The organism is Streptomyces sp. NBC_00620 (assembly GCF_026341825.1).
Taxonomy (GTDB): domain Bacteria; phylum Actinomycetota; class Actinomycetes; order Streptomycetales; family Streptomycetaceae; genus Streptomyces.
On sequence record NZ_JAPENY010000001.1, the window covers coordinates 3,270,387 to 3,285,616 of the forward strand.

The window sequence follows — 15,230 nt, forward strand, 5'->3', positions numbered from 1 at the left end:
TGCTCCTTTGGGTCTAGGTGGGCGTGGGGGTGTGCAGGATGCCGTTGATCAGCATCTGGAAACCCCAGGTCATACGTGCTTTCGGGGCGCCTGACAGAAGCTCGTCGGCGAGCGAGGCGATGTGCGGGTGGGTGTCGCCGGAAGCGTTCTGAAGGGCGCGGGCGAGGGCGTCCCAGTCGTCCTGGGCTCCGACGGCCCGGTCCTGGACGGCGTGCTCGGCGGCGGTCGCGGTGGCGACCTGCAGCAGCAGGTCCACACCCCAGGCCGCCTGTCCGGGCGGCGCGCCGCCCTCGTCCAGCAGAGCCAGCAGCCTCTCGACGAGGTTCAGGTAGTGCTCTCCGCTGGGGCGGGCCACCAAAGCGGACTGGGCGAGGCCCCGGTGCTCGAACAGCACCTCGGTGTAGGAGGAGAGGACCTTCTCCAGGCGCTCGCGCCAGTCGCCCTCGTCGGCCGGGGGCGACTCGACGGTTCCCAGGAGCTCGTCCAGGACGGCCGCGTGCAGCTCCGCGGTGTTGCGGACGTACACGTAAAGCGAGGCCGGGCCGGTGTCCAGCTCCTGCGCCAGCCGCCGCATGGTGACCTTCTGCAGGCCCTCGGCGCGCATGATCTCGACAGCGGTGGCGACGATGCCGTCCCGTGACAGGGCCGGCTTGGCCGGGCGTTCCCGGCGACTGTGGGGTGTATCGGGTGCCATACATCCACCATAACGAACATGTTCGTCACGAACAAGTTCCTAGCGAACATGTTCGTTGATGTTCCAGTGCTCGGCCCTCAAATTGGTCTCGACCTTTAACCGCCCCCGATGTCTCCCTTAAGCGCACCCTAAGATCGCCAACGGCCGTCCGGATGAAGCGTTTTGCCCGATTCCGGATCGCTAGCGTGCTGCCGCACCCCACCCCCGTGAACCGCGAAGGCAGGCACACGCGATGAGCAGTACGCACCGGCGCAGGATCAGTGCCAGGAACAAGGCGATAGGCGGCATCATCTCCGCGGCCCTGGTCGGCGGTGGCGCCGTCCTGCTCTCCGGGACCGCACAGGCGGCCGGCGTCGGAGCCGCGTACACCAAGACCAGTGACTGGTCGACCGGCTACACCGCGCAGTACGTCATCACCAACGACAGCGACCAGACGAAGGGGGACTGGACGCTGGAGTTCGACCTGCCGTCCGGCGCCACGCTCAGCTCGCTGTGGAACGGCGAGTCGACGGTGAGCGGGCAGCACGTCACCGTGCGGCCGCCGTCCTGGGACAAGGACGGCCTCGCGGCCGGTGAGACCGTCACCGTCGGGTTCGTCGTGAACGGTTCCGCGAACCCGACGGGCTGTCTCATCGACGGTGCCGACTGCTCCGTGGACAGCGGCGCGACGCCGGAACCGAGCGGCCGCCCGACGGAGACGGCGACCCCGACGGCGACCCCGAGTGCCACGGCGACCGCGTCACCCACCGCGTCGGCAACGCCCACGCCGACCCCCACCCCCTCCGCCTCCGAGACCTCCGGCAGCGGCACCACCACCAGCGCAGGCTTCGCGCCCTACGTCGACACCTCGCTCTACCCCGCCTTCGACCTGCTCGCCGCCGCCACGGCCACCGGAGTGAAGGACTACAACCTCGCCTTCATCACGGACGGCGGCGGCTGCACACCCAAGTGGGGCGGTGTGACCGACCTCGCCAGTGACGGGGTGGCCTCGCAGATCGGTGCCCTGCGGGCGAAGGGCGGCGACGTCCGCGTCTCCTTCGGCGGGGCGTCCGGCTCGGAGCTGGCGACCACGTGCTCGTCGGCGGACGCGCTGGCGTCGGCGTACGACAAGGTCGTGGACGCGTTCGACCTCACGAAGGTCGACTTCGACGTGGAGGGCGGTGCGCTGCCCGACACGGCCGCCAACACCCGCCGCGCCCAGGCCGTCGCGAAGCTCCAGCAGCAACACCCGTCGCTGGACGTGTCGTTCACGCTCCCGGTGATGCCCGAGGGCCTCACCCAGGACGGCGTGAACCTCCTGTCCAACGCCAAGTCGAACGGCGTCTCCATCGACACCGTCAACATCATGGCGATGGACTACGGCCCCGCGTACAGCGGTGACATGGGTACGTACGCCGAGCAGGCCGCGACCGCGACACAGGCCCAGGTCAAGAGCGTCCTCGGGCTCTCCGACAGTGCCGCCTGGAAGGCCGTGGCTGTCACCCCGATGATCGGCGTCAACGACGTGACGACGGAGATCTTCAAGGTCGAGGACGCCACCCAGCTGGTCGCCTTCGCCAAGTCGAAGGGCCTCGGCTGGCTCTCGATGTGGTCCGCCACCCGCGACAAGCAGTGCGCGGGCGGTGCGCAGAACTTCGCCGACGCGACGTGCAGCTCGATCGTCCAGGACGCGAACGCGTTCTCGAAGGCCTTCGCCGCCAACAACTAGCCAATTCGCCTGCCCAGTCAGCCAGTCAGCCAGTCAGTCAGCCAATTCGCCAACCAGCCATCTCCGCACGGGGGCTGCGCGCCCCGGCCGGACCATCCCCCCACCCGGCCGGGGCGCGCGGCGCGTTCCCGGGCATCTCGCGGGCACCTCGCGGCCTACGCGATGGACGGATCCGTCTCGTCCCGCTCAGTCCACTTCACATCGGACATGACCGCCCGCGTCGCCCCGTCGCCGGCACCGCGCAGCGCCCCCGTCACGGCCGAGCCCGCCGCGAGGGCGCACAGGAACCAGGCCGCCGCAGTGGGCAGGTCGTTGCCGAGAAGGAGTACGGGCAGCGCCAGGAGGGTGGCGAGCAGGGCCCCGCCGAACGTGGAGAGGTGAACCGGCATGCGGAACTTGGCGGTTGACGGTACGCGTCGCGCGCTGCGGTCGGACGATGTCGTACGGAGGTCCTTGACCAGGTAGGCGCGGACCTCGTCCGGATCCGTGAGGCCCAGCAGCGCTTCGCCGCCGTCCGCGACGAACGCCGTGGGCAGCTCGTCGTCGATCAGCTTCCAGCGCTTGGGCAGGTAAAGCCACCCTTCCTGGCCGCCGAACCGTACGGCGGCCCGCGCCACATCCTCGCGCGGTGCGGCCAGCCTGATCTCGTGCGCGCCCTCCCGCAGGACGATCCAGTGCCAGTACGAGACGTCCACCGCGCCGGGCTTGTCGCCCCGTTCACTGAGCCGCATCCGCACGGGCTCTCCGGCCTGCACCCGCACCGCGTACACCTCGCCGTGTGCCGCGTCCTCGGCCAGCACCTTCAGCTTCAGCAGCCTTTGCTTCATGCTCGTCTGCTTGCGCGCGAAGAGCATCGCCTTCACCGTCACCACGATCAGGAGGAGCCCCACAAGGCCGAGGAACACTCCTCCGCCGCCGGGCCCCTGCGCGAGCCGGTGCGCCGAGTACGGCGTCAGGGCCAGGAGAAGAAAACCGATGACTGTGCCCAAGTCCCACCTGGGCAGCGGGAGTCGACCGGGCAGCGCGCTGCTGGACGCCGCTTCCGGTGCCGGTCCGAGCGCGGGCGCCGTACGGCACGCGAACGCCCAGCCGGCCGCGGCGACGGCCGCCAGCCCGAGCGCCGCGAGGATGTCGGTACGCGGGGCCGGTGCGTCGTACCGCACGAAGACCAGTGACAGGGCGACGGCGACGCAGGCGAGTGCCGAGCCGCCGAGTACGCGGGTGGTGATGGTGGAACGTCTCACGGTGCTTCCCCCCAGGGAGCGGTTCGTCGGCGGCGCACAGGCGTGGCGCCGCCGACGAACTGGACTTGTGATCGCGGGGGTTGGTTGTACTCGGTTTCCTGTGAATCAGGGGCCTGACCAGCCAGGGGCCTGTGCTCAAGCCCCAAGGGGCGCGGCACTCCCCTCACCGCGCCGCGCCCCGTCCCCCGGTCCCCCTACTCGGTGGCCACCCCCGGCAGCACCCCCGTCCGCGCCGCCTCCCCGTACCACCGGGCACTCGACTTCGGCGTACGTTCCAGGGTCGCGTAGTCCACGTACACCGCTCCGAAGCGCTTGCCGTAGCCGTACGCCCACTCGAAGTTGTCCATCAGGGACCAGAGGTAGTAGCCGCGGACGTCCGCGCCGTCGGTGATGGCGCGGCGTACGGCGGCGAGGTGGCCGTGGAGGTACGCGATCCGCTCGGGGTCGTGGACCCGGCCGTCGGGGTCCGGCTTGTCGTCGTACGCGGCGCCGTTCTCGGTGATGTAGATCGGCAGGCCGGGGGCCTCGCGGACGTAGCGCATGATCAGGTCGTGCAGGCCCGTCGGGTCGATCGTCCAGCCCATCTCCGTACGCTCGCCCGGCGTTTGGTGGAAGGCGACGTCGTCCGCGCCCGGCCAGGGGGAGTGCGAGCTCGCGCCGTGGCCGTCCGCTCGCGGGCCGTCCGTCACGTTCTCCGCCGCCGAAACCAGCGTCGGTGTGTAGTAGTTGAGGCCGAGCGCGTCCAAGGGCTGTTTGATCAGGGCGAGATCGCCGTCCAGGACGTACGACCAGTCCGTGACCGATGCCGTCGCCGCGAACAGGCTCTCCGGGTACGCCCCGTGCAGCATCGGACCGTGGAAGACCCCGTTGGCGAGGTCGTCGATGCGCCGCGCCGCCGACAGGTCGGCCGGGTCCTGCGAAACCGGCCTGACGACCGAGGAGTTGAGGCTCACCGCGACCGAGTTGCGGGCGGGCATCGCGGCGCGCAGGGCCGAAGTGCCCAGGCCGTGCGCCAGGTTCAGATGGTGCGCGGCACGCAGCGACGCCGCCGGGTCGGTGCGGCCAGGAGCGTGCACCCCGGAGCCGTACCCCAGAAAGGCGCTGCACCAGGGCTCGTTGAGGGTGATCCACTGCTCGACTCGGTCGCCGAGCGCCTCGCCCAGTATCTGCGCGTACTCCGCGAAACGCAGCGCCGTGTCGCGTTCGGGCCAGCCGCCCGCGTCCTCCAGCTCCTGCGGGAGGTCCCAGTGGTAGAGGGTGACGGCCGGTTTGATGCCGTGCGCGAGCAGTTCGTCCACCAGCCGGCGGTAGAAGTCCAGGCCGCGCTGGACCGCGGGGCCGCGGCCCGTCGGCTGCACCCGGGACCAGGAGACCGAGAAGCGGTACGCGGTCAGGCCGAGGTCCGCCATCAGGGCCACGTCGTCGCGGTAGCGGTGGTAGTGGTCCACGGCCACGTCACCGGTCTCGCCGCCCGCCGTCCTGCCCGGCGTATGGCTGAAGGTGTCCCAGATCGAGGGCGTGCGGCCGTCCTCCCGTACCGCCCCCTCGATCTGGTACGCGGAGGTCGCGGCGCCCCAGAGGAAGGCGGGAGGAAAGGTCACGGGCGTCACAGGCTCAGGCATGGAAGCGCTCCCATAGGGGGTCGTGGAGGCCGACGGTAAGAGGGGGGACGGGGACAAGGAGGATGGGGGCGAGGGGGGCCGAGGCGGCGGTGACCCGGCCCCCACACGGGCGTCAGCCCTTGACGGCGCCCTGCATGATGCCGCCCACGATCTGCTTGCCGAAGATCGCGAAGACGAGCAGCAGCGGCAGCGTGCCGAGCAGCGCGCCCGCCATGATCAGGGACTGGTCGGGGGTGAAGCCGCGGCCGAGGCCCGCGACCGCGACCTGCACGGTCGGGTTGCCCATCTGGGTCAGCACGAGGAACGGCCACAGGAAGTCGTTCCACGTCTGCACGAAGACGAGCATGCCGAGCACGGCCATCGCGGGGCGCGCCGCCGGGAACACCACGTGCCAGATCACCCGCCAGCTGCTCGCGCCGTCCACCCGGGCCGCCTCGATCAGCTCGTTCGGCAGCGCCTGGATCAGGTACTGCCGCATGAAGAAGACACCGAAGGCGCTCACGAGGGACGGGAAGATCACTGCCTGGAGCTGGTCGGACCAGTCGAGCTTGGCGACCATCATGTACAGCGGGATCACGCTGAGCTGGGGCGGAATCATCATGGTGCCGATGATGATCAGCATCATGGCGTTACGGCCCTTGAAGCGCAGCTTGGCGAAGGCGAACCCGGCGATCGTGGAGAGGACGACGACAGTGACCGCCGAAATCCCGGCCACGATCGTGGTGTTGAGCATCGCCTCGCCCAGATTGGCGTCCTTCCAGGCGAGTTCGAGCTTGTCGAACAGGCCCGAGCCGAACCAGAACGGCGGCGGCGTCTGCGCCAGCCGGTTGTTGTCGCGCGAGGCGGCGATCGCCGTCCACACCAGCGGGAAGAGCGAGCCGATGGTGAACAGCACGAGCACGGCGTACGCGATCGGGCCGCCGTGCAACTGCCCGCCCGCACGGGCCGACTTGGGGCGCCGGGTGCGCTTGGGCGGTTCCTTCACAGGGTCGGTGGGGGGCGTCAGTGTCGTCGTCACGGCCTGTACTCCTAACTACTGGCGCGCAGCCGGCGCGAGATGACGTAGTTGACGATCCCGATCACGATGAGGATCAAGAACATGGTCCAGGCGATGGCGGAGGCCCGGCCCAGGTGCTGGTTGACCCAGCCCTGCTCGTACAGATAGAGGCCGAGCGTCTGGAACTGGTGCTGGGCGCCGCCGGACGCACCCTTGTTGGCGTCGAAGAGGAGCGGCTCGCCGAACACCTGGCTGGCGCCGATCGTCGAGACGACGACGGTGAACAGGATCGTCGGCCGCAGCGAGGGCAGCGTGACGTGCAGGAACTGCTTCCAGCGCGAGGCCCCGTCGAGGGCCGCCGACTCGTAGAGGTCCTGCGGGATGGCCTGCATCGCCGCCAGGTAGATCAGCGCGTTGTAGCCGGTCCAGCGCCAGATGATGATCGACGAAACGGCTATCTGCGAGGGCCACTTGTCGTTCTGCCAGTCGATGTTGTCGAACCCGACGGCGTTCAGCGCCCAGTTGATCATGCCGTAGTCGCGGCCGAAGAGCAGCACGAACACCAGCGAGGCGGCGGCGATCGACGTGGCGTACGGCGCGAGCATCGCGACCCGGTAGAAGGTCGAGCCGCGCAGCTTGTAGTTGAGGATGTGGGCGAGGCCCATCGCCATCATCAGCTGCGGGACGGTGGAGATGATCCCGATGGTCAGGGTGTTCTTCGCCGCGTTCCAGAAGAAGTCGTCGTCGAAGATCCGGGTGTAGTTGCGCAGGCCCACCCAGTCCATGTCGGTTGGCGCCGTCAGCTCCACCGCGTGCAGCGAGGCCCAGCCCGTGTAGATCAGCGGGAAGAGGCCGAAGGCGAGGAAGAGCAGGAAGAACGGGGAGACGAAGGCGTACGGGCTCCAGCGCATGTCCCGCTGCCATCGGCGGGAGAGCCGGGCCCGGCGTCGAACGTCCGCCTCAGCGGGCGTACTTGACGGGATCCGGTCGGCCGGGGCCGCGCCCCCCTCCTTCTCGGGGGGCGCGGCGGTGTCGTGCCGGGGGGACATACCGGTCACTTCTCCAGGTTGTTGTCGATGGTCTTCACGGCGTTCTTCCAGGCCTCTTCGGGAGACTTGCCCTGGGTCACGAGAACCACGCCGTTGTCGGTCAGCCCCTGCTGGATGATCTGGTCCTTCGGGCCGATCGTCTGGACCGGGATGTTCTTGGCGGCCTCGGCGAAGATCGTGCCGATCGGCGCGGCACCAGTCATGTCGTTCTTCGCGGTTGTCACCTCGGTCGAGTCGTACGCCGCCGGGGTGCTCGGGAAGCTGCCCTGCACGCCGAACAGCTTGGCCTGCTGCTCGGGCGCGGTCAGCCAGGCGGCCAGCTTCGCGGCTTCTTCGGTGTTCTTGCCGGACTTGGGCACGGTCAGGAAGGAGCCGCCCCAGTTGCCGGACACGGGCGACTGGGCGACGTCCCACTTGCCGGCCGCTTCGGGCTTCGACTTGCCCTTGATGTAACCGAGCATCCAGGGCGGGCAGGACATCGCCGCGAACTTGCTGTTGGCGATCGTGGTGTCCCAGGCGGGCTGGAACTGCGTCTGATTGCCGATCAGTCCGTCCTCGGCGGCCTGCGAGGTGAGGTCGAACGCGGCCTTCACGGCCGGGTTCGTCTTGTAGATGACCTCGCCTGCGGAGTCGTAGAACCGCTCGGTCTCACTGCTGAGGATCGCCTGGAGCAGACCGCCGGGGGAGTCCAGGAAGGTGGTGCCCTTGGCCTTCGCCTGGTACTGCTTGCCGACGTCGACGAACTTGTCCCAGCTGCCCGCCCACAGCTTGCCGACTTCCTCGCGGTCGGTGGGCAGACCGGCTGCCTTGAACAGGTCGGTGCGGTAGCAGATGGCCATCGGGCCGATGTCGGTGCCGACCCCGATCGTCTGCCCGTCCTTGGTGGTGGCCTGCTTCCACTTCCAGTCGAGGTAGTCGCTCTCCTTGCCGTACTTCGACAGGTCGAGCAGCTTGGTGGCCTGGGTCTCGACGATCTCGGCGATGTTGCCGACTTCGACCATCTGGATGTCCTGGAGGCCGCTGTTGGTGGTGAGGTGGTTGACGAGCGCCGGGTAGTAGTTCTCGTTGCGCTCCACGACGGTCTGCTGGATGTCGATGTCCGGGTGGAGCTTCTCGTACTCCTTGTACAGGCCGGACTCCTCGAAGCCGGCGGTGCCGAAGAGGCCGAGCGTGATCTTGGTCTTGCCCTTGCCGCCGCCTTCCGACGACGAACCGGAGCTGTCCTTGCCGTCGTCGGCACAGCCGGCCAGCAGCCCGGTGCCCAGCGACGCGATCGTCGCGAGGACTACCACCTTGCGGGCGGTTCGGGTACGTGCTCGCATTGCGTCCTCCTGTTGCCCTGACGTGCCGACCCCCCGGCCAACTGCATTGTTGGGCCCGTTAGTTCACGCTGCGGCTCGGGCGGGGAACGTGCGGGATGTGTATGTGTCAGGTACCGTGGGAGCGCTCCCACAAGTGATGTGTTGAAGAGTCGTCGGTTCGCGCGGGGGTGTCAAGGGAGCGGACGCGGAGAGATGCGTTCAGTTATCGGGCCGTTAGCTAACTGCGAGAGGCGGTACGAACTCGGGTCAGGACGGAGGCTTTTCGGTCCGTCGCGGGGGCCGAGGGCGCGGCCTCCGGTGCGGGCGGCGCTCGGGCCGGGCTCGAGTTCATGAGCAGGGCTGTTAGATTCCAGGCCAGTCGCGGAGTGATCCGCGGTGTGACGGGAGGCGACCATGGCAGGCCACGGAGCGCGGGGCCGGAGCGGCGGGCGGCCGACCCTTGAGGAGGTCGCCGCGCGGGCCGGAGTGGGCCGCGGGACGGTGTCCCGGGTGATCAACGGTTCCCCGCGGGTCAGCGACGCGACCCGCGCCGCCGTCGAGGCCGCGGTCGCGGAACTCGGCTATGTCCCGAACACGGCGGCCCGTGCCCTCGCGGCCAACCGAACCGACGCGATCGCCCTTGTCGTCCCCGAACCCGAGACCCGCTTCTTCGCGGAACCGTACTTCTCGGACATGCTGCGGGGGGTCGGCGCGGCGCTGTCCGACACCGAGATGCAGCTGCTGCTGATCTTCGCGGGCAGCGATCGTGAGCGCCAGCGACTGGCCCAGTACCTGGCCGCGCACCGCGTGGACGGCGTCCTGCTGGTCTCGGTCCACGCGGACGACCCGCTCCCCGATCTCCTCTCCCAGCTGGAGATCCCGGCGGTCATCAGCGGCCGCCGCTCGGCGGGCGAGACGCTGCCGTCCGTGGACTCCGACAACTACGGCGGAGGCCGCGCGGCCGTCGAGCACCTGATCGCCCAGGGCCGCCGCACCATAGTCCACCTGGCGGGCCGCCTCGACGTCTTCGGCGCCCAGCGCCGCGTCGACGGCTACCGCGAGGGCCTGCGCGAGGCGGGCCGGGAGCCCGACGACCGGCTGATCGTCCCCGGCGACTTCACCGAGGAGGGCGGCCGCCGTGCGATGACGGAACTCCTGGACCGCTGCCCCTCCCTCGACGCGGTCTTCGCCGGCTCCGACGTCATGGCGGCCGGCGCCCGCCAGGTCCTGCGCGAGGCGGGCCGCCGTATACCCGAAGACGTGGCCCTCGTCGGCTACGACGACTCCGCCATCGCCCGCCACATGGACCCCCCGCTCACCAGCGTGCGTCAGCCGATCGAGCTGATGGGCCGCGCGATGATCGACCTCCTCCTGGACGAGATCGCGGACCGCCGTCCGGCGGTGTCGCGCGGCCTGGAGAGACGGCAGGTCGTGCTGCCCACGGAGCTGGTGGCCCGGGCGTCTTCGTGAGGCGCCCCCTCGGTCAGGCCGGCAGGGACGCGAGCCAGGTGGTCAGCAGCCGGTTGGTCTCCTCAGGGCGTTCCTGTTGGACCCAGTGGCCGCAGGCGTCGAGGATGTGCGAGGCGGTCAGGCCGGGCAGGGTGACGGGGAACGCCTTGATGGCGTCGGCCATCCAGGTGGTGGACGCGTCCAGGCCGCCGCCGATGAACAGCGAGGGCTGAGTGACGGGGGCACCCTCGAAGGCGGCCAGATCCTCCCAGTCGCGGTCCATGTTCCGGTAGCGGCCCAGTGCCCCGCTCATCCCGGTCCGCTCGAACTCCCCGGCGTAGACATCGAGTTCGCGCTCGCCGAGCCAGCCCGGGAGCCGTCCGGCGGGGAACCGTTCGCGCAGCGTCCCGCCGGGGCTCAGGAAGTGCGGGTCGGGAGCGCCGGGCGCGGGCATGGTGTCGGCGGACAGGGCGGCGTAGAAACCGGCCAGCCAGCCCCGGACGTCGGGCTCGATCTCCCGCTCCGCCCGTCCGGGCTCCTGGAAGTAGGAGACGTAGAACTCCTCGTCCCCGCCCATCCGCGCGAACACCTCGCTGGGCCTGGGGCCGCCGGGCGGGGCGTAGGGCACGCTCAGCAGCCCGACCGCCCGGAACACATCGGGCCGGACCAGGCCCGAGACGGCGGCGATCGTCGCACCCCAGTCGTGCCCGACGAGCACGGCGGTCTCCTCGCCCAGCGCCCGCACCACGGCGACGTTGTCCTCCACCAGGTCGAGCATCCGGTACGCGCTCACCGCCTCGGGCCTGGAGGAGCGCCCGTAGCCGCGGACATCGATGGCGGCCACCCGGTAGCCGGCCGCGGCCAGCACCGGCAGCTGGTGGCGCCACGAGTACCAGGACTCGGGGAATCCGTGCACGAGCAGGACCAGCGGGCCGGTGCCCTCCTCCACCAGGTGGATCCGTCCGGCGGGCGAAGACACCAGACGGTGCGTGCGCTCTGCTGCGTGGGTCTGCGGCATGGGGTTCCTCCCGGGTCACTCCGCGTCTACCTGCTGCCAACGGCCGCACCGGCGCAACACACCGGACAACGGCACACCGCCGATCCTGCGGCGCCCGACACGACCGACGCGAAGCCTGTTGCCGGTTCGGCAACAGCGCCGGGGGCGACCGCCCCGGAGGTGCGCCGTCGGACACCCCGGCGCAGGCTGGACAGTGACCGTTGACCCCTCATCCAGCAGACCTGGGGGCCTCATGCCGTACGGATCTCCAGGGTCGGGATGGGGTGCTCCGCCGCCCCCACAGCCGCCGAAGAGGAACACCGGGAAGATCGTCGGCTTCGGCTGCCTCGGTGTCTTCCTGCTGTTCGTGGTCCTCGGCGTGATCGGCCTCGTGTTCGGCAGCGGGGACGACTCGTCGAAGGACAGCGGCGCGGTGGTCGAGGAGTCGACGGCGAAGGCGAGCCCCAAGGAGACGTCCGGCCCTGAGGGAGACGTGAAGATCACGAAGTGCGAGGTGGACTCCACGACATCCTGGCCGGCCGCCGAACTGCTGATCACGAACCGCAGCTCGAAGGAGTCGACCTATTTCATCGACGTCGAGTTCGTGGACAACTCGGGGAAGCGGCTGGGCGAGGCGTCCGCAGGGACGAGCAACTTGGCGCCGGGGCAGAAGGCGGAGGAGACCGCGCAGGGCCTGAACGAGATCTCGGTGAAGATCGAGTGCAAGGTGACCGAGGTGACGCGGTGGGCTTCATAAGCCATAGGTCGTAGATCGTCATGGACCGTCGTCGGGAAACGAATCAAGGCCCGACCCGCTTTCGCGGGTCGAGCCTTGATCATTCAGGGTGAGTGACGGGACTTGAACCGGATTTTGTTACACATCCGACCTGCGGTGATACCGAGAATGCGGACAAACAACCCCGGTTCAATGACGCTCAATGGCGCTGAGTGCCGCTGGATCATGCCCCCTGTTCCCGTGGGAACAGGGGGGTCCGGTGATCCTCCAGGCTGCGATGCGACTGAGTGCAAAGCACCCTTACCGACAGCCAAGGAAACGTGACGGCGCCCCCGCGTGGGCGGGGGCGCCGCTGCCCTCTCCTGTCCGCCTGGGCAGCTTTCCAGGGAGGGCGTCTCGGTGAAGGGGGTGGGCCGATGTCATACCCACTCACTTCAAGATCACACAAAGCCCGCTGTCACCGGGCTGACTTATGATCAAGCAGGTCAAAGTGTTTGTCGAGTGCCCAGCCACCTGCCCGACGACGACGAATGGCTCCTCCAGGAACGCCAGCGGATCGGCAGGTGTATTCGCGACGCACGCATGCACCGGAACCTCACCCAGGAGCAGGTGTTCCTCGCGATCCCGGCCAGCCGGAGCTTCTTCCAGGAGATCGAATCCGGCCTGGGTAACCCCACGCTCTCCATGCTGCTGCGCATCGCCCGCATCCTCGACATACGGATCGGTGAACTCCTGCAGTGACGGGCGGCCGCCCCTCCTCGCGGTCGGCCACGGGGCTGGCGGCGAGAGCTCTATGGCCAACTCGTCTTGCTGTACGGGTGCCAGTGCGTGCCGCGGTGTCCGTGTGGCAGGTAGCAGCGACGGCCGCCGCGCGGGTGCTCAGCCCAGCAGTAGCCCGACATGCCGCCGCGCCAGCGGGGCAGGGTGGATGTGCTCACCATGACCTCCTCGCGCGGACGATCTGGCGGCGCCTGCTCTGCCACTCGCGGCGCAGGGCCCCGGCCCGCGGGCACTCGCGATCAGGAACCGAGCGGCACGAGTCGCAGCGGACGCAGTGGCGCAGGAGCGCGTCGTACTCGGCGGGCGCGATAGGCCGTATGACGAGGGGTCGGATCATGCCGCGTCGACCCCCGCCCCGGGCATGGGCTGGTCGGCCACCGGTACGAGCCGGTACGCCTCGCGGCACGGCTTGCAGGCCGGCACAGCCGCCTCAGGCTGGCTCATCCGAAGTGCTCCGCCCGGGGAGCCCACGGCCGCGGGCCGATCGCAACATCGAGAGCCGCACGCAACGCGTCCAGGTTCGTGTGGAGGCGGCCACGGCTCGGCGGGATCAGCCAGTACGGGCCCGGCGGGTTTTCCCTTCCGTCGGGTGGCAGGACGACGTACGCGGTCTCACTCAACGCCGTGGTCTGTGGCACCTCCCACCCTGCGGTGCTGCCTGGCGCTACGAAGAAGTAGATGACGGCCCCGCCCGGATCGACCAGGACGGCACCGGGTTCGGCGAGGCGCTGCAGGGCTTGAAGGGCAAACGTCTGGCTGACCTTGATGGCGTCCCACTCGGCGCCAGCCGCCACCATGTGCATGCCCGCGGTGCTCTCTGCGGTGGCCGCTCTGTTCCTGTGCACGGGTGCTCCCTGTCGCCTTACTACGGAAGGTGCATGGGAGTAGCGTTTCCAACACAGGCTGTGAGTTACAGGAGTGACGTGTCCGCTGGTGTCCGCTGTGCGGCGGACACAGCGGACGCCGGGGGAGATCGTGGACGAGACGTTCGGCCAGTGCTTACGGCGGCTGCGAGGCGGCCGCTCCTTTCGGGACGTCGCCTCGGTTGCCGCGTGCAGCAAGAGCTACCTCAGTGACCTGGAACGCGGCCTGAAGACGCCGACCCCGCAGATGGTTGCCGCGCTCGACCAGGCGCTCGGAGCCCGCGGCGAACTGATCGCCCTCGCCGACGTCCGGCCGGGCATGGATCCGCTCGAGCAGGCCGACGCCCTGCAGCAGGGACTGCACGAGGCGCTCGCCGCCGGACCGCTCACGGACTCCTCGCTGGATGAGATTGCCTACATGGTCGCGCGCCACGGCCGGGCCACCCGCTACAGGTCCGAGCGCGAGCTGCTCCCGGAACTGCTGGCCGACTTCCAGGACCTGCGGCTGCTGCTGACGCACCGACAGCCGGCCTCCTCGAGGAAGCGGCTGACGATCGCTGTCGCGCAGATGTCTGGCCTGATGGCGCTCACGCTCCTCAAGCTCGGCGACGACCGAGCGCGGGCCTGGTGGCGAACTGGGCGCGCTGCAGCGGCTGCGGCGGAGGACCGGGCAACTCTCAGCTGGATGTACGCGCAGGAGGCGTACCAGCTGTACTACGGACACGATCTCGAAGGCGCCGTTGAACTGGCTGCGCGTGCGCAGCAGCTGGCGGGCGGCCTGCCCTGCGTCGGCGATGCGCTCGCCGCGCCGCTCGAAGCCCGCGCGCACGCCCTGCTCGGCCGCCCAGGAGACACCACTCGTGCGCTCGCGGCGGCCGAGGTCGCGCTGGGACGACTCCCCGATGAGGATCAGATCGGGTCCGCGTTCGGGTACTCCGAAGCGTCCCTGCGCTTCCACTCGGGGAACGCGCTGACGCATCTCGGCGAGACCTCCCGCGCAGGTGAGCAGCAGGCGAGAGCCCTGGAGTTGTACCCGGAGTCGGACCGCACCGACCGTGCCCTCATCCGTCTCGATCAGGCCATGTGTCTTGCAACGGACGGCGATCCCGCTGGTGCTGCCGTGCACGCCACGAACACCATCGTCGACCTGCCTCCCGGCAACCGGTCCGCTCTGATCATCTACCGCGCCCGCGACGTCGCAGCTAGGGTGCCTCGGGCACGAGCGGTGTCAGAGGTACGGGTGTTGCGTGAGGTGTTGGCGCTACCCCCCGGCGAGAGGGACAGCAACAGTGGTGCAGATCAGCCCGGCAACGGAGGCAGACGCTGAGACGATCTCCGAGATCCTCGGAGAGATCGAGGCCTACTACGGCGGCGATAAAACCCCCGGCGACCTCGACCAGATCCGTGCCGCGCTGTTCTCCGAACGGCCAGCCGCAACCTGTCTCCTCGCCCGCGACGGCGATGCTGTGCTCGGCCTCGCGTCGTACTCCTTCCTGTGGCCCGCGGCCGGCGCGGACACGAGTCTGTTCCTTAAGGAGCTGTACGTCCGCGAGAGTGCCCGCCGCCGTGGTGTGGCCGGCGCATTGATGGGTGCAGTGAAGGAAGCCGCGGTGGCGGCCGGCTGCTCGCGCGTCGAGTGGCAGGGAGATGCCGACAATCCTCCCGCGCTGGCCTTCTACGAGGCGTTTGGGGCCCCGCCTCACGAGGGCAAGGTGTTCTACCGCATTGACGTCTGAGCGTCGCGCTGTCGTACCCCCCGGGCATGACGAAGGGCCCCCTCCCGCCCGAAG

General features: G+C 69.5%; 15 protein-coding genes. 6 read left to right on the plus strand and 9 right to left on the minus strand.

The genetic code is table 11. From position 1 onward, the window contains the following. Positions 1-13 precede the first annotated feature (13 nt). On the minus strand, positions 14-694 hold the full coding sequence (locus OG246_RS15010) for a TetR/AcrR family transcriptional regulator (protein ID WP_266461435.1): 681 nt from the start codon (positions 692-694) through the stop codon (positions 14-16). 232 nt (positions 695-926) lie between these two features. On the opposite strand from OG246_RS15010, the gene OG246_RS15015 reads away from it, so the two are divergent. Then, a complete protein-coding gene (locus tag OG246_RS15015; RefSeq protein ID WP_266461438.1) occupies positions 927-2,402 on the plus strand; it encodes a cellulose binding domain-containing protein in 1,476 nt (491 codons plus the stop codon). Between the two features lie 155 nt (positions 2,403-2,557). Here the strand turns inward: OG246_RS15015 and OG246_RS15020 are convergent, their stop codons facing one another. The 5 genes from OG246_RS15020 to OG246_RS15040 form a co-directional block, all read right to left on the minus strand. Beyond that, positions 2,558-3,646 carry a hypothetical protein gene (locus OG246_RS15020; RefSeq protein ID WP_266461440.1) on the minus strand — a complete coding sequence of 363 codons (1,089 nt, stop codon included), beginning with the start codon at positions 3,644-3,646 and terminating at the stop codon, positions 2,558-2,560. Positions 3,647-3,840: 194 nt separating this feature from the next. Then, a complete protein-coding gene (locus OG246_RS15025) occupies positions 3,841-5,268 on the minus strand; it encodes a GH1 family beta-glucosidase (protein ID WP_266461443.1) in 1,428 nt (475 codons plus the stop codon). A 112-nt stretch (positions 5,269-5,380) separates the two neighbouring features. Further along, positions 5,381-6,286, minus strand: a complete 906-nt coding sequence (locus tag OG246_RS15030) for a carbohydrate ABC transporter permease (protein WP_266461445.1) — start codon at positions 6,284-6,286, stop codon at positions 5,381-5,383. Between the two features lie 11 nt (positions 6,287-6,297). Further along, entirely contained in the window at positions 6,298-7,314 is a 1,017-nt protein-coding gene (locus OG246_RS15035; RefSeq protein WP_266464214.1) for a carbohydrate ABC transporter permease, read from the minus strand. 5 nt (positions 7,315-7,319) lie between these two features. Next, on the minus strand, positions 7,320-8,636 hold the full coding sequence (locus tag OG246_RS15040; RefSeq protein WP_266461448.1) for an ABC transporter substrate-binding protein: 1,317 nt from the start codon (positions 8,634-8,636) through the stop codon (positions 7,320-7,322). A gap of 393 nt (positions 8,637-9,029) precedes the next feature. On the opposite strand from OG246_RS15040, the gene OG246_RS15045 reads away from it, so the two are divergent. Beyond that, positions 9,030-10,085 (plus strand): LacI family DNA-binding transcriptional regulator, encoded by a 1,056-nt coding sequence (locus OG246_RS15045; RefSeq protein WP_266461451.1) that lies wholly within the window; start codon positions 9,030-9,032, stop codon positions 10,083-10,085. Between the two features lie 13 nt (positions 10,086-10,098). Here the strand turns inward: OG246_RS15045 and OG246_RS15050 are convergent, their stop codons facing one another. Then, on the minus strand, positions 10,099-11,082 hold the full coding sequence (locus OG246_RS15050; protein ID WP_266461455.1) for an alpha/beta hydrolase: 984 nt from the start codon (positions 11,080-11,082) through the stop codon (positions 10,099-10,101). Between the two features lie 232 nt (positions 11,083-11,314). On the opposite strand from OG246_RS15050, the gene OG246_RS15055 reads away from it, so the two are divergent. After that, a complete protein-coding gene (locus OG246_RS15055) occupies positions 11,315-11,818 on the plus strand; it encodes an FxLYD domain-containing protein (RefSeq protein WP_266461460.1) in 504 nt (167 codons plus the stop codon). Between the two features lie 480 nt (positions 11,819-12,298). Beyond that, entirely contained in the window at positions 12,299-12,538 is a 240-nt protein-coding gene (locus OG246_RS15060; RefSeq protein WP_266461463.1) for a helix-turn-helix domain-containing protein, read from the plus strand. 50 nt (positions 12,539-12,588) lie between these two features. Here OG246_RS15060 and OG246_RS15065 read toward each other — a convergent pair whose 3' ends face one another. Both OG246_RS15065 and OG246_RS15070 read right to left on the minus strand, forming a co-directional pair. Further along, the gene (locus OG246_RS15065) at positions 12,589-12,738 is read right to left on the minus strand and encodes a hypothetical protein (protein WP_266461466.1); all 150 of its coding nucleotides are present in this window, start codon (positions 12,736-12,738) and stop codon (positions 12,589-12,591) included. A 279-nt stretch (positions 12,739-13,017) separates the two neighbouring features. Next, positions 13,018-13,422, minus strand: a complete 405-nt coding sequence (locus OG246_RS15070; protein ID WP_266461469.1) for a hypothetical protein — start codon at positions 13,420-13,422, stop codon at positions 13,018-13,020. A gap of 88 nt (positions 13,423-13,510) precedes the next feature. Between OG246_RS15070 and OG246_RS15075 the strand changes: the two genes are divergently transcribed. Together OG246_RS15075 and OG246_RS15080 are read left to right on the plus strand one after the other, a co-directional pair. Next, positions 13,511-14,767, plus strand: coding sequence for a helix-turn-helix transcriptional regulator (locus tag OG246_RS15075; RefSeq protein WP_266461471.1), 1,257 nt, complete (start codon positions 13,511-13,513; stop codon positions 14,765-14,767). Continuing rightward, on the plus strand, positions 14,730-15,176 hold the full coding sequence (locus tag OG246_RS15080) for a GNAT family N-acetyltransferase (RefSeq protein ID WP_266461473.1): 447 nt from the start codon (positions 14,730-14,732) through the stop codon (positions 15,174-15,176). The genes OG246_RS15075 and OG246_RS15080 overlap by 38 nt, the downstream gene beginning before the upstream one ends. Positions 15,177-15,230 lie beyond the last annotated feature (54 nt).